At 69.5% G+C, this 22,857-nt stretch carries 16 protein-coding genes; 8 read left to right on the plus strand and 8 right to left on the minus strand.

The window, feature by feature from the left end; translation table 11 throughout:
- Window positions 1–13: 13 nt before the first annotated feature.
- From AB0N66_RS38415 to AB0N66_RS38425, 3 genes are read left to right on the plus strand one after another with little or no spacing between them, the layout of a single operon-like run.
- A complete protein-coding gene (locus tag AB0N66_RS38415; RefSeq protein WP_365444150.1) occupies window positions 14–655 on the plus strand; it encodes a TetR/AcrR family transcriptional regulator in 642 nt (213 codons plus the stop codon).
- Window positions 652–1,623, plus strand: a complete 972-nt coding sequence (locus AB0N66_RS38420; RefSeq protein ID WP_365444153.1) for an ADP-ribosylglycohydrolase family protein — start codon at window positions 652–654, stop codon at window positions 1,621–1,623. Before AB0N66_RS38415 ends, AB0N66_RS38420 begins: the two co-directional genes overlap by 4 nt.
- Window positions 1,624–1,633: 10 nt before the next feature.
- Window positions 1,634–2,323: a methyltransferase domain-containing protein gene (locus AB0N66_RS38425; protein ID WP_365444156.1), complete on the plus strand. Its 690-nt coding sequence runs from the start codon at window positions 1,634–1,636 to the stop codon at window positions 2,321–2,323.
- Window positions 2,324–2,356: 33 nt separating this feature from the next.
- On the opposite strand, the gene AB0N66_RS38430 is transcribed toward AB0N66_RS38425, so the two are convergent.
- Entirely contained in the window at window positions 2,357–3,061 is a 705-nt protein-coding gene (locus tag AB0N66_RS38430; RefSeq protein WP_365444159.1) for a TetR/AcrR family transcriptional regulator, read from the minus strand.
- 184 nt (window positions 3,062–3,245) lie between these two features.
- Here AB0N66_RS38430 and AB0N66_RS38435 point away from each other — a divergent pair, with 184 nt between their 5' ends.
- Window positions 3,246–4,187: an ABC transporter permease gene (locus AB0N66_RS38435; protein ID WP_365444162.1), complete on the plus strand. Its 942-nt coding sequence runs from the start codon at window positions 3,246–3,248 to the stop codon at window positions 4,185–4,187.
- Window position 4,188: 1 nt separating this feature from the next.
- Window positions 4,189–5,004: an ABC transporter ATP-binding protein gene (locus tag AB0N66_RS38440; RefSeq protein ID WP_365444223.1), complete on the plus strand. Its 816-nt coding sequence runs from the start codon at window positions 4,189–4,191 to the stop codon at window positions 5,002–5,004.
- Between the two features lie 62 nt (window positions 5,005–5,066).
- Here AB0N66_RS38440 and AB0N66_RS38445 read toward each other — a convergent pair whose 3' ends face one another.
- The 4 genes from AB0N66_RS38445 to AB0N66_RS38460 all read right to left on the minus strand — a co-directional run bounded on the left by AB0N66_RS38445 (window position 5,067) and on the right by AB0N66_RS38460 (window position 14,979).
- Window positions 5,067–10,004 (minus strand): NAD-glutamate dehydrogenase, encoded by a 4,938-nt coding sequence (locus AB0N66_RS38445; RefSeq protein ID WP_365444165.1) that lies wholly within the window; start codon window positions 10,002–10,004, stop codon window positions 5,067–5,069.
- A 1,102-nt stretch (window positions 10,005–11,106) separates the two neighbouring features.
- Complete coding sequence (locus AB0N66_RS38450; protein ID WP_365444168.1) at window positions 11,107–13,413, minus strand: LuxR C-terminal-related transcriptional regulator; 2,307 nt, start codon at window positions 13,411–13,413, stop codon at window positions 11,107–11,109.
- Between the two features lie 307 nt (window positions 13,414–13,720).
- On the minus strand, window positions 13,721–14,386 hold the full coding sequence (locus AB0N66_RS38455) for an HAD family hydrolase (protein ID WP_365444171.1): 666 nt from the start codon (window positions 14,384–14,386) through the stop codon (window positions 13,721–13,723).
- Window positions 14,387–14,463: 77 nt separating this feature from the next.
- Window positions 14,464–14,979, minus strand: coding sequence for a hypothetical protein (locus AB0N66_RS38460; RefSeq protein WP_365444174.1), 516 nt, complete (start codon window positions 14,977–14,979; stop codon window positions 14,464–14,466).
- 322 nt (window positions 14,980–15,301) lie between these two features.
- Between AB0N66_RS38460 and AB0N66_RS38465 the strand changes: the two genes are divergently transcribed.
- Window positions 15,302–15,973: an Rv3235 family protein gene (locus AB0N66_RS38465; RefSeq protein WP_365444177.1), complete on the plus strand. Its 672-nt coding sequence runs from the start codon at window positions 15,302–15,304 to the stop codon at window positions 15,971–15,973.
- 91 nt (window positions 15,974–16,064) lie between these two features.
- Here the strand turns inward: AB0N66_RS38465 and secA are convergent, their stop codons facing one another.
- Window positions 16,065–18,878 (minus strand): preprotein translocase subunit SecA, encoded by a 2,814-nt coding sequence (gene secA, locus AB0N66_RS38470; RefSeq protein ID WP_365444180.1) that lies wholly within the window; start codon window positions 18,876–18,878, stop codon window positions 16,065–16,067.
- 244 nt (window positions 18,879–19,122) lie between these two features.
- Here secA and AB0N66_RS38475 point away from each other — a divergent pair, with 244 nt between their 5' ends.
- Both AB0N66_RS38475 and AB0N66_RS38480 read left to right on the plus strand, forming a co-directional pair.
- On the plus strand, window positions 19,123–19,704 hold the full coding sequence (locus AB0N66_RS38475; protein ID WP_365444183.1) for a GNAT family N-acetyltransferase: 582 nt from the start codon (window positions 19,123–19,125) through the stop codon (window positions 19,702–19,704).
- A gap of 213 nt (window positions 19,705–19,917) precedes the next feature.
- The gene (locus tag AB0N66_RS38480) at window positions 19,918–21,108 is read left to right on the plus strand and encodes a crosslink repair DNA glycosylase YcaQ family protein (RefSeq protein ID WP_365444186.1); all 1,191 of its coding nucleotides are present in this window, start codon (window positions 19,918–19,920) and stop codon (window positions 21,106–21,108) included.
- A gap of 48 nt (window positions 21,109–21,156) precedes the next feature.
- Here the strand turns inward: AB0N66_RS38480 and AB0N66_RS38485 are convergent, their stop codons facing one another.
- Both AB0N66_RS38485 and raiA read right to left on the minus strand, forming a co-directional pair.
- Window positions 21,157–21,903, minus strand: coding sequence for a response regulator transcription factor (locus AB0N66_RS38485; protein WP_365444189.1), 747 nt, complete (start codon window positions 21,901–21,903; stop codon window positions 21,157–21,159).
- Between the two features lie 204 nt (window positions 21,904–22,107).
- Entirely contained in the window at window positions 22,108–22,833 is a 726-nt protein-coding gene (gene raiA / locus AB0N66_RS38490) for a ribosome-associated translation inhibitor RaiA (protein WP_365444192.1), read from the minus strand.
- Window positions 22,834–22,857: the final 24 nt, after the last annotated feature.

The following is a 22,857-nucleotide window of genomic DNA, read 5'->3' on the forward strand; positions in this document are numbered from 1 at the left end:
TACACTGAGGGCCATGCAGACTCGGAAGACCCGCCGCTACCACCACGGAGACCTGCGCGCCGCGCTGCTGATCCGCGCCGAGGAGACGCTCAGGGAGAAGGGCCCGGCCGCCCTGTCCCTGCGCGAACTGGCCCGCGAACTGTGCGTCAGCCACGCCGCGCCGAGCCGTCACTTCAAGGACAAGCAGGCACTCCTTGACGCGCTGGCGCAGGTCGGTTTCGAGCGCATGGCCGAGGCGCTGGCGGCGTCACAGGCGACGGTGGAAGAGACCTTCGCCGACCGCATCGGCGCCCTGGCCCGCGCCTACGTCGGTTTCGCCGCCTCCAACGCGGAACTCCTGGATCTCATGTTCTCGATCAAGCACGACCCGGCGGCCTCCGAGGCCCTGGTGCGGGCCTCCCAGAGCATGTCCGTACTGGCCATCCGTCTCATAGAGGAGGGCCAGCGCCGGGGCGAGGTCCGCGCAGGCCCCGTCGACAGCGTCGCCGTCCCCCTCTTCACCACCCTCCACGGCTTCGCCAGCCTCGCCGTGAGCGGCACCCTCTCCACCGAGTCGACGGACTCGGACCTGGAAAACGTCATCGCCTACACCCTCAGAGGCTGCGCCCCGGACACCCCCCAGCCGGACGAACACCCCTGTACGCTCCCTCAGTGACCACCGCCCGCGCCATCGGCGCGATCCTCGGCTCCGCAGTGGGCGACGCCCTCGGCGCCCCCTTCGAGTTCGGTCCCGAAGGCGCGTTCACGGAACGCTTCCCCACCCCCGGTCACGGCGGGGAGATGTGCGGAGGCGGTGGCTGGGATCCGGGCGAGGCCACCGACGACACGCAGATGGCGGTCCTGGTCGGCGAGTCACTCATCGACCACGCCGGCCTCGAACTCCCGGACATCTTCAGCCGGTTCCGGCGATGGGCGGCAGCCGACCCCAAGGACATCGGCCTGCAGACGGAGGCGGTCCTCACGAGCGAAGACCCCTGGGACCTGGCCGCCGCGATCCACTTCCAGGAGAACCAACGAGCGGCGGGAAACGGCTCCTTGATGCGGGCGGCCACCTCAGCCGTGTACTTCGCCCCACACGGCCGTAGCGCCACCATGGCCGCCGCCCGCCGCATCGCCGCCCTCACCCACGGCGACCGGGCGGCCTGGGAAGGCACCGCGATCCTCCACGAGTTGATCCGGGTCGCGCTGGAGGGCCACGACCCCCTCACCGCGATCCCGGAAACCCTCACCGCCACCCACCCGGACCACCGGCCCCGCTATGCCACCGCCCTCGCCCCCGACTGGCACCCCGACCAGGCAACCGAGTTCAACGGAGCGGTGTGGCCCTGCCTCGGCTCCGCCGTGTGGGCTCTGCGGACGACAGGGTCGTACGAGGATGCCGTGCGCGCCGCGATCGACCTCGGCGGCGACACGGACACCGTCGCGGCGGTGACGGGCGCCCTGGCAGGAGCCGTATACGGGGCGGATGCCATTCCGGCCCGCTGGACCGAGCCCCTGCACGTACCTCTGCCGGGCTCCGGCGGACGGATACTCCACGCGGCGGAACTCACCGCCCTGGCAAGCAAGTTGGCGAGCCGAAGCCCTGAGCGAACAGCCCCCCGCGCCCCCGTGCGTCGTCCCTAGCATCGGCGACATGGGAGCAGACACGACAGGCGGGACCACGAGGGCGACGTACGACGAACACGCCGACTGGTACAACGACTTCATGTCGGCCGCCGGGCCCGGCGAGTACATCCGGCGGGTGCACGCCGTACTTGAGGATCTGCTGGGCCCCGGCGAGGGGACATGCCTGGACGTCTGCTGCGGAACGGGCGCCCACGCGCCCGCCTTGGCGGGGCTGGGGTGGACACCCGTGGGTGTGGATCTGTCGGGCGGTCAACTCCGCCACGCGGTGGGCCGGTTGCCCGTGGCCAGAGCGGACGCGACGGCGCTCCCGTTCGCGGACGCCTCCCTGCCCGCCGCCGCCTGCGTCCTGGCCCACACCGACGTACCCGACTACGCGGCCGTCCTCCGCGAGATCGCCCGCGTCCTGCGCCCCGGCGGCCGCTTCACACACCTGGGCGTACACCCCTGCTACATCGGCGCGTTCGCCGACTGGAGCGACCGGCCGAGGATCGTCGTCGACGAACGGTACGAAGACCGCTCCCGCACCTTCGACGCGTGGAACCCCGCGGGGGTCCGCGCCCGCGTCGGCGCCTGGCACCTCCCGCTCGCGGACCTGCTCAACGCCACCACGGCGGCCGGCCTACGGGTGGTGCGCACCGCCGAGGCCGGTCCCGGCGGGATCCCGGACCTGTTCGGGTTCGTTGCCGTGAAGAGCTAGGTCCCAGGCCGAGACAGGCGACGGCGCCGGCCCTCACAACGCCTTGAGCGCCGCCGCCGTGGCCCGGGCCAGGCTCGCCAGATAGCCCTTGGGCAGCTTGGGGCTGCGCACCACCACCGCCCGCCAGTACAGCGGCCCGGACATCAGGTCGAGCGCGAGGTCGAGGCTGATTCCCTCGCGGACCTCTCCCCGCGCGGCGGCCGCCGCGACGATCCCGTTCGTGACGCCCTGCTGGCCCTCACGCAGGGCCTTCTGCATGGCGTCGGCGATCTCGGGGTTGCGGGCCGCCTCGGCCTGGAGGTCGGGGATGATCTGGCCGGCGACCGGGTGGCGCAGCGCGCGGGACGTGACCTCGTACAGCAGCCGCAGGTCGCCCTCCAGGGAGCCCGTGTCCGGCGCGGGCAGGCCCTGGACCGCGACGGCCGAGACCAGGTCGAGGACGAGGTGGAGTTTCGAGCGCCAGCGCCGGTACACCGCCGTCTTGCCGACGCCCGCGCGACGGGCGATGCCCTCGATGGACATCCGGGCGTAGCCGACGGCCGCGAGCTCCTCGAAGACGGCGGCGCGGATGGCTTCGGTCACATCCTCCCGCAGAACGGCAGCGCCCGCGGGAGCCCGGCGGCGCGGGGTCTTCCCCGAAGCAGCCCCGGTCCCGCCGCCGGTCCCGCCGCCGGTCCCGGCCCTGGCCCGGGTCACGGTGCCGGTCACGGTCCCGGTGGCGTCGGCGTTCGTCGTCATGCGTTCCAGCATAGGGCGTGACGACGGAACGGTTGCGTTCCGACGTGGAAAAGGCCTAGGCTCGCGTTGCGACGATACGGTCCCGTCCCGACGTAAGAAGACGGCAAAGACGATGCAAGAACCAGGTCAAGGACGGACCGGAGTTCGCCTCGCACCCCACACCCCCCGAGCGAAAGCAGCGGATGTGAGCCAGGTCCTCGACACACCGCCCCCGGTGTCGGCCTCCCCCGCCGACAAGACAGCCGGCCGGCCCGCCGACGAGAGCGCCGAGGCGCTCGCCGCCCGGTACGGCCTCACTGTCAGCGGCGCCCGCCCCTCCCTGCCCGAGTACATCCGCGAGCTGTGGGCACGGCGCCACTTCATCACCGCCTTCGCCACCGCCAGGCTCACCGCCCAGTACAGCCAGGCGAAGCTCGGCCAGATCTGGCAGGTGGCGACCCCGCTGCTGAACGCGGCGGTCTACTACTTCATCTTCGGCATCCTGATGGGCACCAGTAAGGGGATCCCCGACTACATCCCGTTCCTGGTCACCGGCGTCTTCGTGTGGACCTTCACACAGAGCTCGATCATGGCGGGGACGCGGGCCATCTCCGGCAGCATCGGGCTCGTACGGGCCCTGCACTTCCCGCGGGCCGCGCTGCCTGTGTCGTACTGCCTCCAGCAGCTCCAGCAGCTGCTGTTCTCGATGTGCGCGCTGGTCGTGATCCTGCTCGCCTTCGGCGTGCCGGTCAGCACGTCCTGGCTGCTCGTCATCCCCGCCCTCACGCTCCAGTTCATCTTCAACGCGGGCGTCGCGATGATCATGGCCCGGATGGGCGCGAAGTTCCCCGACATCTCGCAGCTCATGCCGTTCCTGCTGCGCACCTGGATGTACATCTCAGGTGTCATGTGGAGCATCGAGCACGTCCTGAGGAACCAGGACCTGCCCGGCTGGGTCCTGGTCGCGCTGCAGTCCAACCCCGCCGCCGTCTACATCGACCTGATGCGGTTCTCGCTGATCGACAGCTTCCATGCCAGCCAGCTGCCGCCGCACGTGTGGGCGGTCGCGACGGGCTGGGCCCTGCTCGCCGGCGTGGGCGGGTTCCTGTACTTCTGGAAGGCTGAGGAGACGTACGGCCGTGGCTGACATCATCACGAAGAGCAACCCCGAGAGCGCCCCCGTCGACACCCCCGGCGAGCTGGTCCCCACCGTCATCGTCGACCACGTGGACATCGTCTACCGCGTCAACGGCACCGGCGGCGGCCGCGGTTCCGCCACCGCCGCGCTCAACCGCATCCTGCACCGCGGCAAGACCGAGAAGGCCTCCGGCGTCCGCAAGGTGCACGCCGTCAAGAACGTCTCCTTCACGGCGTACCGGGGCGAGGCCATCGGCCTGATCGGCACCAACGGCTCGGGCAAGTCCACGCTGCTCAAGGCATGCGCGGGCCTCCTCCCGGTGGAGAACGGCAAGATCTACACCGACGGCCAGCCCTCGCTGCTCGGCGTCAACGCGGCCCTGATGGGCGACCTCACCGGCGAGCGCAATGTCTACCTCGGCGGCCTCGCGATGGGCATGTCCAAGGAGCAGGTGCGCGAGCGCTACCAGGAGATCGTCGACTTCTCCGGCATCAACGAGAAGGGCGACTTCATCACGCTGCCCATGCGGACGTACTCCTCCGGCATGTCGGCTCGTCTCCGGTTCTCCATCGCCGCCGCCAAGGACCACGACGTCCTGATGATCGACGAGGCCCTCGCGACGGGGGATCGCTCCTTCCAGAAGCGCTCTGAGGCACGCATCCGGGAGCTGCGGAAGACCGCGGGCACCGTCTTTCTCGTGAGCCACAACAACAAGTCGATCCGGGATACGTGTGACCGGGTGCTGTGGCTGGAGCGCGGTGAGCTCCGCCTGGACGGGCCGACGGAGGATGTGCTCAAGGAGTACGAGAAGTTCACGGGGAAGTAGAGCCCCCCGCGCGCTCGAACAAGAAGACAGGGGCGCCCCTGTCTTCTGCGCATCACGTACGGCTACGAATGCGTCCGCAGCAACGTCCGCATCGTCCGCATGGCCACCGACAGATTCGCCAGGTCGAACGAGTCCGAGCTGCGGATCTCCTCCAGGGTCGCGCGGGCCCGGGTGAGGATCGCCGCGTTCTTCTCGTCCCAGGCCTTGAAGCGCTGCTCGGGGGTCGAGGTGCCGTTGCCCACGGTCAGTACGTCGGCGGTGAGGGCCGCGTGGGCCGCGTACAGGTCCTCGCGGATGGAGGCGCGGGCCATGGACTGCCAGCGGTCGGCGCGCGGGAGCTCGATGATCCGGTCCATGAGCTGGGTGATGCCGAGACGGTCACCGAGGTCGTAGTAGACCTCGGCGACGGCCATCGGGTCCTTGCCTGTGCGGTCGGCCACCGCGACGATGTCCAGCGTCGGGAAGGCGGAGGAGAACCCGGCCACGCGGGTGGCCAGTCCGTCCGGGACGCCGGCGCCCGTCAGCTCGTCGTAGATCTGCTGGTACCACTCCGAGTCCGCGCCACGCAGCAGCTTGGGCAGCTGGGACCAGACCTGCTCGACCCCGTCGCTGAAGAAGCTGATCGTCTCGGCGAGCTGGAGCGGCTGCGGCCGGTTGTTGAGCAGCCAGCGCGTACCGCGCTCGATGAGGCGGCGGGAGTGCAGCCGGATCCGGGTCTGGACAGCGGCGGCGACGACATTGTCGAGCGCCTCCACCGCGTCCCACACCTGGCTCGACTCGAAGATCGCGCGGGCCGCGGTCTGCGCCCGGACGATCTCCTCAAGAGAGGCGCCCGTCTCCTCGCGCAGGCGGTGCAGGAAGCTCGTACCGCCCGTGTTGACCGTGTCGTTGACCAGGACGGTCGTCACGATCTCGCGACGCAGCGCGTGCGCGTCGATCTGCTCGCGGAACTTCTCACGCAACGCGGTCGGGAAGTACGCGTGCAGCAGGCGCTGGAGGTAGGGGTCGTCCGGCAGCGAGGTGGCGAGCAGCGCGTCGGAGACCGTGATCTTCGTGTACGCGAGGAGGACGGCCGTCTCCGGACCGGTCAGCCCCTGCCCGGCGTTGAGGCGCTCGCGGATCTGCCGGTCGGTGGGCAGGAACTCCAGGGCCCGGTCGAGGTGGCCTTCCCTGACCAAAGTGCGCATGAAGCGCTGCTGGGCGTGGAGCATGTCCGGCGACTGAGCCAGCGCGTTGGCGATCGCCACGTTCTGTGCGTAGTTGTTGCGCAGGACCAGGGCGCCGACCTCGTCGGTCATCTGGGCGAGCAGCTTGTTGCGCTGCTTGACGGTCTGGTCGCCGTTGGTCACCACCGCGTTGAGCAGGATCTTGATGTTCACCTCGTGGTCGGAGGTGTCCACGCCCGCGCTGTTGTCGATGGCATCGGTGTTGATCTTGCCGCCGTGCTGCGCGAACTCGATCCGGCCGAGCTGGGTGAGCCCCAGGTTGCCGCCCTCGCCGACGACCTTGACCCGCAGGTCGGCGCCGTCCACGCGGATGGCGTCGTTGGCCTTGTCGCCGACGTCCGCGTGCGTCTCGGTGGACGCCTTCACATACGTACCGATGCCGCCGTTCCACAACAGGTCGACCTGCGCCTGGAGGATCGCCCGCATCAGGTCGGCCGGGGTCATCTTGGCGACGCGGGACTCGATGCCGAGGGCCTCGCGGATGTGCGCGTTGATCGGGATGGCCTTGGCGGTACGCGGGAAGATGCCGCCGCCGGACGAGATCAACCCACTGTTGTAGTCGGCCCACGAGGAGCGCGGCAGCTCGAAGAGACGGCGGCGCTCGGCGTACGACGTCTCGGCGTCCGGCGTCGGGTCGATGAAGATGTGCCGGTGGTCGAACGCGGCCACCAGCCGGATGTGCTCGCTGAGCAGCATGCCGTTGCCGAACACGTCACCGGACATGTCACCGACACCGACCACCGTGAAGTCCTGCGTCTGGGTGTTCACGCCCAGCTCCCGGAAGTGCCGCTTCACGGACTCCCAGGCACCGCGCGCGGTGATGCCCATCTTCTTGTGGTCGTAACCGGCCGAGCCGCCGGACGCGAAGGCGTCGCCGAGCCAGAAGTTGTAGCTCTCCGCGACTCCGTTGGCGATGTCCGAGAAGGTCGCGGTGCCCTTGTCGGCGGCGACGACGAGATAGGTGTCGTCCCCGTCGTGCCGTACGACGTCCGCGGGCGGGACGACCTCACCGGCCACCAAGTTGTCGGTGATGTCGAGCAGCGCGGAGATGAAGGTCTTGTAGCTCGTGATCCCCTCGGCGAGCCACGCGTCGCGGTCCACGGACGGGTCGGGCAGCTGCTTGGCGACGAATCCGCCCTTGGCGCCGACGGGCACGATGACGGTGTTCTTCACCATCTGCGCCTTCACCAGACCGAGGATCTCTGTCCGGAAGTCTTCCTTCCGGTCGGACCAGCGCAGTCCACCGCGCGCGACCTTGCCGAACCGCAGGTGCACGCCCTCGACGCGCGGCGAGTACACCCAGATCTCGTACGCCGGTCGCGGCGCCGGAAGGTCCGGGATGGCCTGCGGGTCGAACTTCATGGAGACGTAACTGTGGGGCTTCGCGCCCAGCGCCTCCTGGAAGAAGTTCGTGCGCAGGGTCGCCTTGATGACGGTGAGGAAGGAGCGCAGGATCCGGTCCTCGTCCAGGCTGGCCACCTGGTCGAGCGCGGCGTCCAGCTCCTCCATCAGCGCGTCGGTCAGCTCGACTCCGGCGCGCTGGCGGTCCGGCGACATCCGCGCCTCGAAGAGCGAGACGAGCAGCCGGGTGGTGTGGACGTTGTTGCGGAGGGTGTCCTCCATGTAGTCCTGGCTGAAGGTCGAGCCCGCCTGGCGCAGGTACTTGGCGTACGCGCGCAGCACCATCGCCTGGCGCCAGTTGAGCCCGGCGCTCAGCACGAGCGCGTTGAAGCCGTCGTTCTCGGCCGCGCCGGTCCAGGTGGCGGCGAAGGCCTGCTGGAACCGCTCGCGACCGTCCTCACCGAGGTAATCGCCGTTGCCGTTCAGGGACTTGGGCAGGCGCAGTCCGAAGTCGTAGATCCAGGCGGTCGTACGGTCCGAGCAGCGCAGTTCGTACGGACGTTCGTCGGTGACCTCGACGCCCATGCGGTTGATCGCGGGCAGGACCGCGGAGAGCGAGACCTGCTCGCCGGTGCGATAGATCTTGAAGCGGCGCTCACCAGGTCCTGCGCCGACCGGCTCGTACAGGCTGAGCGCGAAGTCCTTGCTGTCGTCCTTGGCCAGGTGCTCGAGGTGGACCAGGTCGGCGACGGCGGCGCGCGGGTTGTGGTCGGCCTTGTATCCCTCAGGGAAGGCGCCCCCGTAGCGGCGCACCAGCTCGGCGGCGCGCTCCTCGCCCAACTCGGCGGTCAGCGCCTCCCCGAAGCCGTCGGCCCAGGAGCGGGCGGCCTCGACGAGCCGCGCCTCGATGCGCTCCTTGTCGGTGTCGGACAGCTGCGGCAGCTCGGTGCCCGGCTCCACCCGGACCACGAAGTGCAGCCGGGACAGGATCGACTCGGTGTTCCAGGCCGTGAAGTCGACGCTGGTGCCGTTCAGCTCTTCCTTGAGGATGTCGATGATCCGCAGGCGTACGCCGGTGGTGTAACGGTCGCGCGGGAGGTAGACGAGGGCGGAGTAGTAACGCCCGTACTCGTCCTGGCGCAGGTACAGCCGCAGTCGGCGCCGCTCCTGGAGGTACAGGACGGAGGTGACGATGGACCGCAGCTCGTCCGCCGGGGTCTGGAACAGCTCGTCGCGCGGGTACGTCTCCAGGATCTGCAGCAGGTCGCGCCCGTCGTGGCTGTTGTTCGAGAACCCGGCGCCGCGCAGGACTTCCTCGACCTTGCGGCGCACCACGGGAACCCGCCGCACTGACTCGGTGTACGCGGCCGAGGAGAAGAGCCCGAGGAAGCGCCGCTCGCCGATCACATTGCCGTCGGCGTCGAACTTCTTCACACCGACGTAGTCGAGGTACGAGGGGCGGTGCACGGTGGACCGGCTGTTGGCCTTGGTCAGCACCAGCAGTTTGTGCTCGCGGGCCTTGGCGCGGGCATCGGCCGGCAGCCGCTCGAAGGACGGGCTGACCGGGTGGCTGTCCTCGCCGGTGTGGTGCGGGTCGGAGCGCAGGATGCCGAGACCGGTACCGGCCACGGCGGCGAGCGAGTCGTCGTCCCGCAGCTCGTACTCCCGGAATCCCAGGAAGGTGAAGTGATCGTCCGCGAGCCAGCGCAGCAGCTCCCGGGCCTCCTCGACCTCCTGGTCGCGCAGGTCGTCCGCGGTCGGCTCCTTGGGCAGTTCCTCCGCGATCCGCAGCGCGGCGTCGCGCATCTTCTCCCAGTCCTCGACGGTCTCGCGGACGTCGGAGAGCACGCGCAGCAGATCGGCGGTGATCTGCTTCAGATCCGCACGGTCGGTCTCGCGGTCGACCTCGACATGGATCCAGGACTCGACGGCGGCGTCGTGCGGGAGGTCGCCGGTGGGCCGGGTCGTCAGGACCTCGATGAGCCTGCCGGTGAGGTCACGCCGTACGACGACCTGCGGGTGGATGACGAGGTGGATGCCGCGCCCCTGGCGCGAAAGCTCATTGGTGACCGAGTCGACGAGGAAGGGCATGTCATCGGTCACGACCTCGACGACGGAGTGGCTGGAGGTCCAGCCGTTCTCCTCGACGGTCGGGGTGTGGACCCGGACGTTGGCCGTGCCCTGGGGACGGTTCTCGGCCAGTCGGTAGTGCGAGAAGGCGGCTCCGAAGACATCGACCGGGTCGCGGTCGGTCAGGTCCTCCGCTGCGGTGTGCAGGTAGTAGCGCTGGAGGAACGCGAGCACGGTGTCCCGGTCGGGGGTGCCCTCGTCCGTCGTCCCAGTCGGTAGGTGCGCCCCGACCGGGCTGTTCTCAGCTACCCGGGCGGCCCGTTCGAGCAGCTCGGCCTTGGCTTCGTCCAGCTTGGTCTGCATTGTCCTCTGGCTCCTGTCGCGCGCCATTGCGTGACGTAGAAGGAAGTACGGTCTCTTCTCCGACGTAACGCCGTGACGCGGGGTGTCCGGTCTGGTCCGACGCTATGCCGCATGCAGAGATGAGCGGGGGGTTATCGGCCATTCTCGGCACCCGCGGCGACTGTGACGCTGCTCTCGGCGCCGCCGGTGCCTCAGGTGCCCCAGACGCTGTCTCGGGTGCCTTCGGCGCTCTGGATGTCGCTCCGGGTGTCCGCGCTGTCCTTGACTCCCCGACCCGCCTGCGAAGATCAACGACCGCCGCCCGGTCACGGATGTCGTCCGTGCTGTCCGGGCGCGAAGCAGGGGCGTCAAGGCCCCCGCGAGATATCGCGCTGATCACGCCCCCAGGCTATCGCTCCCCACCGGGGAGTCGTCATGAGCCGTATGTGTACAAAAGCAGGGGTCGAACTTTGACACTCTGCACAGGGACGAAAGGGACGCGGACGTGCAGTGCGGGCGACTCCCGTACCGGCCGGGCCCGTTGGCAAACCGGGATGGCCGCTGCCCCTGACAGTGGACAGCGGCTGCCCCGCCGACGAGGGCAGCCGCCGTGACACCGCCCAGGGCGAGACGGCCGGGCGCCTGCCATGACAGCAAAGGCCCGTGGGGACGGGAACCAACACTGCCGACACCCAACCGCTCCCTACGGATTCCACACCCCAGACAGCACGCCCCGAGCCTCCCCCACCCTCCCTGCCCCCACCATCGCTACCCACGAAGATCCGTATACGTATAGGCGAATCCGGCCAACGGGTAGGTGTACCTATGGCTGCGCGCGGCCTGTCATAGCCGCGGGCACGCGTGCCGCTGCAACCGCCTTCACTGCGGGCACGCGCACCCAATGAGCCGTCGTCGCTGCGGGCATGCGTACCGCTGCAACCGTCTTAGCTGTGGGCATGCGTACTGCCAGGGGTGGCGCCCGTCCCAAAGGAGCGGCACCCCGTACAGCGCCGGCCGCGTGACCCACCCCGACCCCAGCCCCACGCCGGGTACCTGTTCAACGCCGGTAAGCCCCCCGGGGCACCCAGGCACCGGGGCTCAGCACACCCACCCCAGCCCGCCGCTAGGCGTCCGGCACCGCAGGAATCTCCCCCCGAGACCCCACCCCCAACTTCGCCAGAATGTGCTCGACATGCGCGTCAGCGGTCCGCTTGGAGATAACAAGTCGCTCAGCGATCTCCCGATTGGAGAGCCCCTGCGCCACCAGCGCAGCGACCTCCCGCTCGCGCCGAGTCAACGCATCCGCCCCACCCCGCCGAACCCCGCCCCGAGGCCCCGGCACCGCCCCCGGCGTATCCACATCCCCCCGCACCGCGTCCAACACCTCCGCCCCACTCAACCTCGCCCCCACCACCCGCCACCGCTCGAACTGCGGACCCCCCAGCGCGACCCTGATCTCCTTGCGCACCGACTCCTGCTGCTGCAGCACCGAGGGCAACAGCCCGATCGGCGCACTGTGCAACCGCTGCGCGTTCTCCGCGTAGCCAAGCAACCAGGCAGCCCTGACATACCGCTTCTCGTACGCCGCCGACCAGGAGAGCCCGAGGCAGCACAGCCCCGCCACCAGCACCTCACCGATCCCGGCCACTTCTTCGAGGGCCTGCCGCAGCCGGGCGGGACTCTCCGTCCGGTCCCCGGCGAGCCACGAAATCAGCCCGTACGCCCCGAGCGTGGAGGCGTGCATCTGCCGCTCGCCGGTCTCCTCCAGCCGGGCGAGCCCCACCCGGCACAGTTCCAGCGCGCCAGGAACATCGCCGAGTACGGCCCGCACGAGCGCCCCCTCGTAGTGGTGCAGCGCGATGCCCAACAGGTCGTCGCGCGCGAGAACAAGCTGCCGCTCCGTCTCCACCATGGCCAGCCCCTCCTCGAAACTCACCTCCCCGCACAAGGCCCGCAGCCCGCCGAGGTAACCGCGCGCGATCTGCCCCAGCGTCTCCGTCTCCCCGCCGACGCGCGCCGCGACCTCCTCGGCCTGCCGCGTCCGCTCCAGCGCGAGCGCCAGATCGGAATTCCACACCCCGAACATGCCGGTCACCAACAGCCCCCAGGCCCGCGCCGGACAGTCCCCCGGAACCCGCTCCAGCCCCTTCTCGATCCAGTACCTCCCTTCGGACAACGCCCCGCGGGCCCGCCAGTGCGGCCACAGCCTGGCCGCGAGCCGCAGCCCCTCCTCCGCCCTGCCGGGCACCCCGCTCTCGTACGCGTACTCCAGCGCGGCCCGCAGATCGGCGATCCCGGCGCGCACCTCGTGGTGCAACTCCGTCTGCCGTGGCGTGAAGAAGCCGTCCTCGAAGCGGACTCCCAGGTCCCGCAGATACGCGAAGTGCCGCTCCCGTACGGCCGCCCCGCCACCCGACTCCTCCAGCCAGTCGGCGCCGTACTCCCGAATCGTGTCCAGGAGCCGATAACGCCCGCCGTCCTGCCCGACCCGCTGCACCACCGACTTGTCGACGAGCCCGATCAGCGGCTCAAGGACCCCGCCCGCCTGCAACTCGCCGCCCGCGCACACCCGCTCCGCCGCCGCCAGCTCGAAGGAGCCCGCGAAGACGGACAGCCGCGCCCACAGCGACCGCTCCTCGGGGGTACACAGCTCGTGCGACCAGCCGATGGCCGTACGCAGTGTCTGGTGCCGTGTCAGCGCTGTGCGCCGCGCGCCGGTGAGCACTTCGAACCGACGGTCGAGCCGGGCCACCAGCTCCGCCACCGGCACCGCACGCAGCCGCACCGCGGCCAGTTCCAGCGCCAGCGGAATCCTGTCGAGCCGGTCGACGAGCGCCAGCAACTGCTCCTGGTCGCCGTCCATCATGGCGAACCCCGGCACCACCGCCCGCGCACGCTGCACGAACAGTTCCAGCGCGTCGTCACGGGCGAGCGGCGCGATCTGCAGGCAGTGCTCGCCCGGCACGTCCAGGGGCTGCCTGCTGGTCGCGAGGATGCTGACGCCCTCGGCCTCGCGCAACAGGATGGCGGAGAGCATCGCGCAGCCGTCGACCAGGTGCTCGCAGGTGTCGAGGACGATCAGCAGGCGGCGCCCCTGGAGATGGGCGACCACCGCGTCGAGCGGCTTCATGCCGGACTGCTCCGGCAGTTCGAGCACCGCGGCGAGCGTCGCCGGTATCAGCTCCGGGTCGTGCAGCTCCGACAGCTCGGCCAGCCACACCCCGTCGGGGAACCGCTCCCCGACCCCGGCCGCCACCCGCAACGCCGTACGGCTCTTGCCGACCCCGCCGGGCCCCACCAGCGTGACGAGCCGCGCCCGCTCCAACGCGCCCCGCGCCAGAGCGAGTTCCTCGGCCCGCCCGACGAAGCTGGTGAGCTCGACGGGAAGGTGACCGCCCCGCCGCTGCCCAAAGCCGAACCCGAATCCCATCGCGCCCCCCGCAGCACGCACCACCGTTCACACCAGGGCCTTGACCCCCCGCACAGCGTACGCACCCAGATGCGGAGCGTTAACGTCTTCGCCTCAAGTCCCCGCCCCCTCACAACACACCCCACCGAACACGCCCGGCTCACCCCTGCGCGAAGCCCTGACCAGTCACCCGCGCCGACGCCGGCGCCGACCACCAGTCATCGCCATGCCCACGTGAGGCTGCGAGACCGCCGCCGCGGCAGCACGGTCGGGCCACCACCTCGCGCCGACCAGGCCGCCTCACCCTGGTCAGGCCGCCTCACCCTGGTCAGGCCGCCAGCCGCTGTGCCTCCACGACCGCTTCCTCCAGGCTGTCCACCACGGGCACGCCCACCTCCTCCAGGCTGGCGCGGCCGTGCGAACCGCCGGTGTAGAGGACCGCCTGCGCTCCCACATGCCGGGCGGCTATCGCGTCGTCGGCAGCGTCACCGATCACCACCACGCGGGCCGGCTCCACACCGGCGAGCGCGCCCAGGTGCCGCACCATGTGCTCGGCCTTGCTGCCGCCGGAGGGTCCGGTGCGCCCGTCGACACGCACGAAATGCGGCTCGATCCCGAACTCCCTCACCAACGGGACCAGTTCGTCATGCACGTACATACTGAGGATCGACTGGCTGTGCCCCGCCGACCCCCACTCCGTCAGGAGCGTCGGCACACCCGCGGTGAGCTCGCACACCGCCCGCTGCTCCGCGTAGTACCGATGGAAGGTCTCGTCCATGATCTGCCACTCGGCGTCGGTCGGCAGTCGCCCCATGAGCCGCTCATAGAACTTCGGCACCGGAACGCAGTACAACGCCCTGTACCGCTCCAGCGTGATCGGCTCAAGACCCAGCTCGGCGAACGCCGCGTTCGTCGCCCCGATGATCGCGACATTGTCGTGGAACAGAGTCCCGTTCCAGTCCCACACGATGTGCGCTGCTCCGTACTTCCCCATACCAAGAAAGTACCCGCCCCCACTGACAACGCTCCAGACGGCCCGTCCGCAGCCGCCGCGGCGCGAGCAGCGAAGCCTCAGTCCCCCAACCCCACCAGGTTGGGAATCTCCTGCGTGGCGAACCACAGCAACTCGTGGTCCTCGGCCCCGTCCACGATGAACTGAGCGTCGTCGTCCCCGTGATCAGCCGCCCCCAGCGCCTCCACCGCAGCGGTGATGTCCGCTTCCGCGTCCGCCAGGTCGACATGCACCGCAGCCGCCTTGGCCAGGGACACGGCCCCGGAAACCCGCACCTCACCGAGCGCCGCAGGTTCCAGCGCCCGGTCGGGATCGGCGACCGCGTCCCGGTCGGCCACATCGACCGCGACGACCACCCGCCGCCGCACGGCACCCAGGTCGACCGCGAGCAGCCGCAGCGACGCCAGCGCGGCACGGTTCAGCGCCGCGTACTCGAGCTCCTCGATGTCGTCGGAGAGATACCACTCCCGCAACGCGGGCGTGACGGCGTACGCGACGAAAGGTCCCGCCCCCAGCTCCCCCGTCTTGTACGCCTCGGCGAGACCGGAGAGGGTCAGGGGGACGTAGACGCGCATGGCTGGCCGCTTTCGTAGGGGGAGAGCTCCGAGAAGGGTGGTCCCGCGCTTCCCGGGAGGGCCTTCAGGATACGTGTGGGCGTCCCCTTTCGAGTCCCCGGCCGGACCCTCCGGAGCGTCCACCTCCGGCTCGCGATTCACCCGGTACATCCCGGCCCCGCCAAGCCCTCCGCACCTCCCGGCCACCCTGATGAGTGAACTTTCCGGCCACCCCGACGCGGGCCCCACGTCCTTGCAAAGGCCCGCCCCCGCCTCGTACAAGATCCCCAACGCAAAAGTTACCGCCCGGTATCGAGCCGGGCCCAGCGAGCGGGGACCACGTATGAACAAGGTGATGACCAGGACGACGCGCCACCCGGGCACCCGCCCGCCCGGCCGCCAGGACCCCCGCCACCCCGGCAGCACCCAACCCCGCACACCAGGCGGAGGCACCACCCCTCGTACGCCCCCGGGAGGCAGCCCGCCACCGACGTCCCCCACCGGAGGTCCCGCCCGCACCACACCACCCGGAACCCGCCGACCCACCGACAGCCGCCCACGGACGACACCAGCCGGAGCCCCGCCCCTCACCGCCCCCGCTGGAGCCCCGAGCAGGCCGGCCCCCGCTCAAGCTCCCCAAAGGCCGGCCCTGGCCCCCCACACGCCCGCTCCCCGCCCCCGCCCCACCGACCTCTTCGCCGACCTCCTCCTCGCCGTCCTGAGCGGCCAGCGCCCCGTCCACTGCATGCTGCGCCACACCGCGGGCCGCGCCTACGACGAACTGGCCTGGCTCGCCGAACGCGGTCTCCTGCGCACCCGCGGCACCCGCCCGGTCGTCCGCGACATCGGCTACTACGTCCCCCGCCCCGGCGCGATCGAGGCCTTCGCCCGCATCGGCGCCGGCGACCAGCTGCGCGCCATGGCCTTCCGCCTGGAACAGGCCCCCGACCTCCGCTGGCGCTGCACGGCGGTCGAACTGGGCGGCCCCCGCATGCCGCACGCCAAGGACGACTGAGCCAAGGGCAGCGCAGCCAAGGGCAGCGCAAAGGGCCGGACACCCAAAGGTGCCCGGCCCTCAGCCGACTACTGAACCGCTGAAGCAGCGGTCACTTCTTGCGGCGACGCGCACCCTTCTGCTGCTTACGGCGCTCCGCGCGCGTGAGGCCGTCCGACTCGGAGCGCACCGGCTCGTCGTCGTCGCTGGCGAAGTCGCCCTCGATGACCCCGCCCTCGCCGTCCACGGTGGGCGCGGAGAAGTGCAGCCTGTCCGGCCGCTGCGGGGCGTCAAGTCCCTTGGCGCGGATCTCTGGACGCGCACCCGCGGGGACGGTGTCCGACTTCTTGTCCAGCGAAGGCGCGGCATCCGCGACCGGAACCTCCTCGACCTGCTGCTCGACCTGGACCTCCAGGTTGAACAGATAGCCGACGGACTCCTCCTTGATGCCGTCCATCATGGCGGTGAACATGTCGAAGCCCTCGCGCTGGTACTCGACCAGGGGGTCCTTCTGTGCCATGGCGCGCAGGCCGATGCCCTCCTGGAGGTAGTCCATCTCGTAGAGGTGCTCACGCCACTTGCGGTCGAGGACCGACAGCACGACCCGGCGCTCCAGCTCACGCATGATCTCCGAGCCGAGCTGCTCCTCGCGGGCCGCGTACTGCTCGTGGACGTCGTCCTTGATGGACTCGGAGATGAAGTCGGCGGTCAGACCGGCACGGTCACCGGCGGCCTCCTCCAGTTCCTCGACGGTCACCTTCACCGGGTAGAGCTGCTTGAAGGCACCCCACAACCGGTCGACGTCCCACTCCTCGGCGAAGCCCTCGGCGGTCTCGGCCTCGATGTACGCGTCGATCGTGTCGTCCGTGAAGTGCTGGATCTGCTCCTGCAGGTCCTCGCCCTCCAGGACGCGGCGGCGCTCGCCGTAGATGACCTCGCGCTGCCGGTTGAGGACCTCGTCGTACTTCAGAACGTTCTTACGGGTCTCGAAGTTCTGCTGCTCGACCTGCGACTGGGCGGACGCGATCGCGCGCGTGACCATCTTGTTCTCGATCGGTACGTCGTCGGGAACGTTCGCCATCGACATGACCCGCTCGACCATCGCGGCCTTGAAGAGGCGCATCAGATCGTCACCCAACGACAGGTAGAAGCGGGACTCGCCCGGGTCGCCCTGACGGCCGCTACGACCGCGCAGCTGGTTGTCGATACGCCGCGACTCGTGCCGCTCGGTGCCCAGGACGTAGAGCCCGCCGAGGTCCTTGACCTCCTCGAACTCGGCCCGCACCGCCTTCTTGGCCCTCTCCAGGGCGGCGGGCAGCGCGGCGGCCCACTCCTCGATGTGCTCCTCGGGGTCGAGGCCGCGCTGGCGCAGCTCCGCCTCGGCGAGGTCTTCCGGGTTGCCGCCGAGCTTGATGTCCGTACCACGGCCGGCCATGTTCGTGGCCACGGTCACAGCGCCCCTGCGGCCGGCCTGGGCGATGATCGGCGCCTCACGGTCGTGCTGCTTCGCGTTCAGCACTTCGTGCTGGATGCCGCGCTTGGAGAGCTGCTGCGAGAGGTACTCGGACTTCTCGACCGACGTCGTACCGACGAGGATCGGCTGGCCCTTCTCGTGCTTCTCGGCGATGTCGTCGACCACCGCGTCGAACTTGGCGACCTCGGTGCGGTAGATCAGGTCAGACTGGTCCTTGCGGACCATGGGCATGTTGGTCGGGATCGGGACGACGCCGAGCTTGTAGATCTGGTGGAACTCGGCGGCCTCGGTCATCGCCGTACCGGTCATGCCGGAGAGCTTGCCGTAGAGGCGGAAGAAGTTCTGCAGGGTGATCGTGGCGAGCGTCTGGTTCTCGTCCTTGATGTCCACCCCTTCCTTCGCCTCGATCGCCTGGTGCATGCCCTCGTTGTAGCGGCGGCCGGCGAGGATACGGCCGGTGTGCTCGTCGACGATCATGACTTCGCCGTCGATGACGACGTAGTCCTTGTCCTTCTTGAAGAGTTCCTTGGCCTTGATGCCGTTGTTCAGGTAGCCGACGAGCGGGGTGTTCACCGACTCGTACAGGTTGTCGATACCCAGCCAGTCCTCGACCTTGGCGACGCCGGACTCGTGGATGGCGACGGTGCGCTTCTTCTCGTCGACCTCGTAGTCCCCGGTCTCCTCGATGCCCTTGAGGGTGTTGCCCGCCTCGCCCCTCTTCAGACGCGTGACCAACTTGGCGAAGTCGCCGTACCACTTGGTGGCCTGGTCGGCCGGACCGGAGATGATCAGCGGCGTACGGGCCTCGTCGACGAGGATCGAGTCGACCTCGTCGACGATCGCGTAGTTGTGGCCGCGCTGCACCAGTTCGTCCTGCGACCACGCCATGTTGTCGCGCAGGTAGTCGAAGCCGAACTCGTTGTTCGTGCCGTACGTGATGTCGCACGCGTACTGCTCGCGGCGCTGGGCCGGCGTCATGTTGGCGAGGATGCAGCCGACACTCAGACCCAGGAACTTGTGGACGCGGCTCATCAACTCGGACTGGCTCTCGGCCAGGTAGTCGTTGACCGTGATGAGGTGGACGCCGTCTCCGGTGAGGGCGTTCAGATACGCGGGAAGCGTGCCGACCAGGGTCTTGCCCTCGCCGGTCTTCATCTCCGCGACATAGCCGAGGTGGAGCGCGGCGCCACCCATCATCTGCACGTCGTAGTGGCGCTGGCCAAGGACGCGCTTGGCTGCCTCGCGGACGGTCGCGAAGGCCTCGGGCAGCAGGTCGTCGAGGCTCTCGCCGTCGGCGTACCGCTGCTTGTACTCATCGGTGAGGGCCCGCAGCTCGGCGTCGGAGAGGTCGACGAAGTCCTCTTCGATGGAGGTGACCTGGTCCGCGATGCGGTGCAGTTTGCGCAGGATCTTGCCTTCGCCTGCACGCATGATCTTTGAGAGGACGGACACTGGGCTATGTCTCCTTGCCGGTCGGGCCTGGGACGGTCGGTTTCAATGACAGATTCAATTTGCAGCTTGAGCAACGGCCATCGTAAGCGAGGACCCCACCGCGCCGGGAGGCCTGCTCGTGACAGCCACTACGACAACGGCCAGGGGTTGCGGAAGGTGCCGCGTTCGCGTCGCGAAAAGTAATCGCGGTCTCACTCTCAGCAAAGGAATGGCGTCCTCGCGCTCACCCGAGCAGAATCGGCCGATGGACCCCGTCACACTCACCACGGACCGCCTGCTGCTGCGCGCCGTCGGCCCGGACGACACCGACGCTGTGTACGACGCCGTCCAGGACGCCGACATCCAGCGCTGGACCACGATCCCGTCGCCCTATCTCCGCGAGCACGCGGAGGGCTTCACGGACCAGATGGTGCCCGACGGCTGGGCGGACGGCTCCATGTTCACCTTCGGGGCCTTCCTCCCCTCCGGGGAACTGGTGGGCATGCTCGGCATCACGATGCGTTCCCTGGGCGTCGGCGAGATCGGTTTCTGGGCGAAGAAGGAACACCGCGGCAACGGCTACATCACCGAGGCCACGCTCGCCGCCTCCCGCTGGGCCTTCACCGACATCTCCCTCGACCGTGTGGAATGGCGCGCCGAGGTCGGCAACACCGCCTCCCGAGCCGTCGCCGAACACGCCGGCTTCACCGTCGAAGGCACCCTCCGCTCCGCCATCAACAACAAGGGCGTACGCCGAGACTGCTGGGTAGCCTCCCTGCTCCCGTCAGACCTGGGCCTCCCCTCGACAGCGCCGTACTTGCCGACGCCGACACCCTCCAGCCCGTGAGGTCTTTCAGCCCGTCCGGCGTTTGAGGACGAGGCCGTCCAGGCCGAAAGCGGGGGTCTGGGGGCGCAGCCCCCAGGTACGGGACGGGTAGGGGCGGAGGGGGCGAAAACCCCAACCCCAACCCCCACGCCGGGCACCCACCCCAGCCGGCGCCCACCCCAGCCGGCGCCACGGCCACCCCCCACTGTCAGTGGCACCGCCTACCGTGAGGACATGGCCACCCTCCCGCCCCCCACCACCGAACTCTCCGCAGACGAAGCCCGCCGAATCGCCCTACGGGCACAGGGCTTCCTGGGCGCCCCGAACCGCGGAGCCGGCGTACGCGGAGTCCTGCGACACCTCGGCGCGGTCCAACTCGACACGATCTCCGTCCTCGCCCGCTCCCACGAACTCATCCCGTACGCCCGCCTGGGCGCGGTGGGCCGCAAGACGGTGGACCGCGCGTACTGGACGCCGGGTTCCGACGGCGCCCCCCACGCCTTCGAGTACTGGTCCCACGCGGCCTGCATCCTCCCCGTGGAGGAATGGCCCCACTTCGCCTTCCGCCGCCGCGCCTACCGCGCCCGCCCGCACTGGAACCACGACCTGCCGGACGGCACCTACGACCAGGTCATCAAACAGCTCCGCACCGAAGGCCCCCTCACCGCCACGGATTTGGGCGGTGCGAAGAAGACCAGCGAGTGGTGGGACTGGTCGGGCACCAAGGTCGCCGTGGAGCGGGCCCTGATGTACGGCGAGGTGGTGTGCACCGAACGCCGCGGCTGGAAGCGGGTGTACGACCTCGCCGAGCGCGCCATCCCCGACACGCTGCTCCACGACGAGCTGGACGACACGGAGTGCCTGCGCCGCCTCGTCCGCCTCGCGGGCCAGTCCCTGGGCGTCGGCACGCGCGCGGACATCGCCGACTACCACCGCCTCAAGGGCGAGCAGGTCGACGCAGTGATCGCGGAATCGGGCCTGGTCCCGGTGACGGTGGAGGGCTGGGGCAAGCTCGCGTGGGCAGACCCGGTGGCCCTGGAAACGACCCCGCGCGGCCGCCACCGTACGACGCTGCTTTCGCCGTTCGACTCCCTCATCTGGGAACGGGCCCGCACGGAGCGGATCTTCGGCTTCACCCACCGCCTGGAGGCGTACACGCCCAAGCCGAAGCGGGTGTACGGCTACTTCGCGATGCCGGTCCTCGCCGGCGGCCGACTCGTCGGCCGCGTGGACCCCGCCCGCGAGGGCCGCACCCTGGTCGCCAAGCAGGTCACCCTGGACGGCCCCAAGGCAGTCCCCGCGGTGGCCCAGGCCCTGGTGGAGGCCGCGAGCTGGGTGGACTGCACGGACGTACGGGTGGAACGGGTGGACGCCCCGGAGCTGCGCGCCCCGCTCGCCAGAGAGCTGTCCCACGTACTCGCGTGACCACCCGGCTCACCCGACACACTCACGTCACCCATCACACCCGAGTGACTAGCGAATCTCGAGGATCTTCTCCCGCATCGCGTACACCACGGCCTCCATCCTGGAGTGCAGCTGAAGCTTCTCCAGGATGTTGCGCACATGGTTCTTCACCGTGTTCTCGGAGATGAACAACTCCTTGGCGATATCCCGGTTGTTCATCCCCGTGGCGACCAGCTTGAGAACCTCCAGCTCGCGCTCCGTCAGCCGCGGCGCGGGCACCAGTCGTCGCTCATCGGTGCGCTGGATCATCGACTTGAACTCGGTGAGCAGTTTCGACGCCATGGAGGGGCTGATCTGTGACTGCCCATCGGCGACGGCGCGAATGGCCGTGGCCACCTCGTCCGTGGAAATCTCCTTGAGGAGATAACCGGTCGCGCCCGCCTTGATCGCGTCGTAGAGATCGGCCTCTTCATCGCTGATCGTCAGCATGATGATCTTCGCGCTGGGGGCCACCTCCTTGATGGAGGTGCACGCCTCGATACCGCCCCGTTTCGGCATGCGTACGTCCATCAGCACGATGTCGGGCAGCAGGTCGGCCGCTTTGTCGACCGCCTCGGCACCGTCACCCGCTTCACCGACGACCTGGATGTCCTCTTCGGCCGCGAGCACGATCTCCAGACCGCGGCGGAAGAGGGCGTGGTCGTCCACGACCAGGACCCGGATGGGCTCCTTGCGTGGAGACCCCGCGTCCGGGCCCATGCCGGCAACGCCGTCGTCGGCATCTCCGTCACGCATCGGTCCGAAGCTGTCCGCCATCGTTCCTCCCCCTGAAGGCCGTGGCCTGTGTTTCTGTGCCATCGCCAACCCAAGGCAGCGGCCCACGGGTTGGGCCGGTGCGGCCATGATTCCATGCCCGGGCGCCAATCCGGTGACAGAGCGGGGCGCGAGAGGTCGCACACCGGTGCCCCTGGGGGCGCACGAACGCTCCAGGGGCACCGGCTCAACTGTCACCGGGGTGGGTCAGCCGCCGAGCGCTCCGCCCGGCGCGGCCGACCCGGCGCGGGCGACCATCGGGTCCGTGTTGAGGTGGATGACGCCGTAGTCGTACGCGTGCCGCCGGTAGACGACACTCGGTTCCTTGGTCTCGGAGTCGACGAACAGATAGAAGTCGTGCCCGACCAGCTCCATCTCGTAGAGAGCCTGGTCGAGCGACATCGGTGCGGCCACATGGGACTTCTCGCGGACGACGAGGGGGCCTTCGCCCATGACCTCGAGGGGGCCGACCTTCTTGATCGGCACGCTGTCGGGTTCCTCGTCGTGGACGACACTGCCGTCGCCGTTCAGCGTCGCGGCGTCCGGGACGCGGTCGGCGACCTCTGCCGCCGGGATCCTGCCCGTGCCACGGCGGGTGTAGCGCTTGTCGTGCTGCTTGCGCAGCCGGGCTTCGAGTTTGTCCGCCGCCAGGTCGAGTGCCGCATACGGATCGCTTGCCGACGCCTCCGCCCGGATCACCGGACCGCGGGAGCGAAGCGTGATCTCCACTCGGTCACAACGGTCGGCCTGCCGGGGGTTGGGCTCCTTGGACACCTCGACGTCGAGACTGATCACCTTGCCATCGAGCTTCTGGATCTTCTCCAGCTTCAGCTTCTCGGCCACGTGCTTGCGGAACCTCTCGGGCACCTCGGTCTTGCGGCCCTTGACGACGATGTCCACGCAGAACTCCGTTCCCGGATAGCCCCGCTCCACTGGCGGAGCATCTCCCTTTTGCAC

It is taken from the genome of Streptomyces sp. NPDC093544, assembly GCF_040683495.1.
In the GTDB taxonomy this organism is placed as follows: domain Bacteria; phylum Actinomycetota; class Actinomycetes; order Streptomycetales; family Streptomycetaceae; genus Streptomyces.

Coding starts and splice junctions, on each gene's coding strand:
- AB0N66_RS38425 (WP_365444156.1), top strand. CDS start 1,634: ATGGGAGCAGACACGACAGGCGGGACCACGAGGGCGACGTACGACGAA.
- AB0N66_RS38415 (WP_365444150.1), top strand. CDS start 14: ATGCAGACTCGGAAGACCCGCCGCTACCACCACGGAGACCTGCGCGCC.
- AB0N66_RS38445 (WP_365444165.1), bottom strand. CDS start 10,004: ATGCAGACCAAGCTGGACGAAGCCAAGGCCGAGCTGCTCGAACGGGCC.
- AB0N66_RS38455 (WP_365444171.1), bottom strand. CDS start 14,386: ATGGGGAAGTACGGAGCAGCGCACATCGTGTGGGACTGGAACGGGACT.
- AB0N66_RS38450 (WP_365444168.1), bottom strand. CDS start 13,413: ATGGGATTCGGGTTCGGCTTTGGGCAGCGGCGGGGCGGTCACCTTCCC.
- AB0N66_RS38430 (WP_365444159.1), bottom strand. CDS start 3,061: ATGACGACGAACGCCGACGCCACCGGGACCGTGACCGGCACCGTGACC.
- AB0N66_RS38475 (WP_365444183.1), top strand. CDS start 19,123: ATGGACCCCGTCACACTCACCACGGACCGCCTGCTGCTGCGCGCCGTC.
- AB0N66_RS38460 (WP_365444174.1), bottom strand. CDS start 14,979: ATGCGCGTCTACGTCCCCCTGACCCTCTCCGGTCTCGCCGAGGCGTAC.
- AB0N66_RS38465 (WP_365444177.1), top strand. CDS start 15,302: ATGAACAAGGTGATGACCAGGACGACGCGCCACCCGGGCACCCGCCCG.
- AB0N66_RS38485 (WP_365444189.1), bottom strand. CDS start 21,903: ATGGCGGACAGCTTCGGACCGATGCGTGACGGAGATGCCGACGACGGC.
- AB0N66_RS38480 (WP_365444186.1), top strand. CDS start 19,918: ATGGCCACCCTCCCGCCCCCCACCACCGAACTCTCCGCAGACGAAGCC.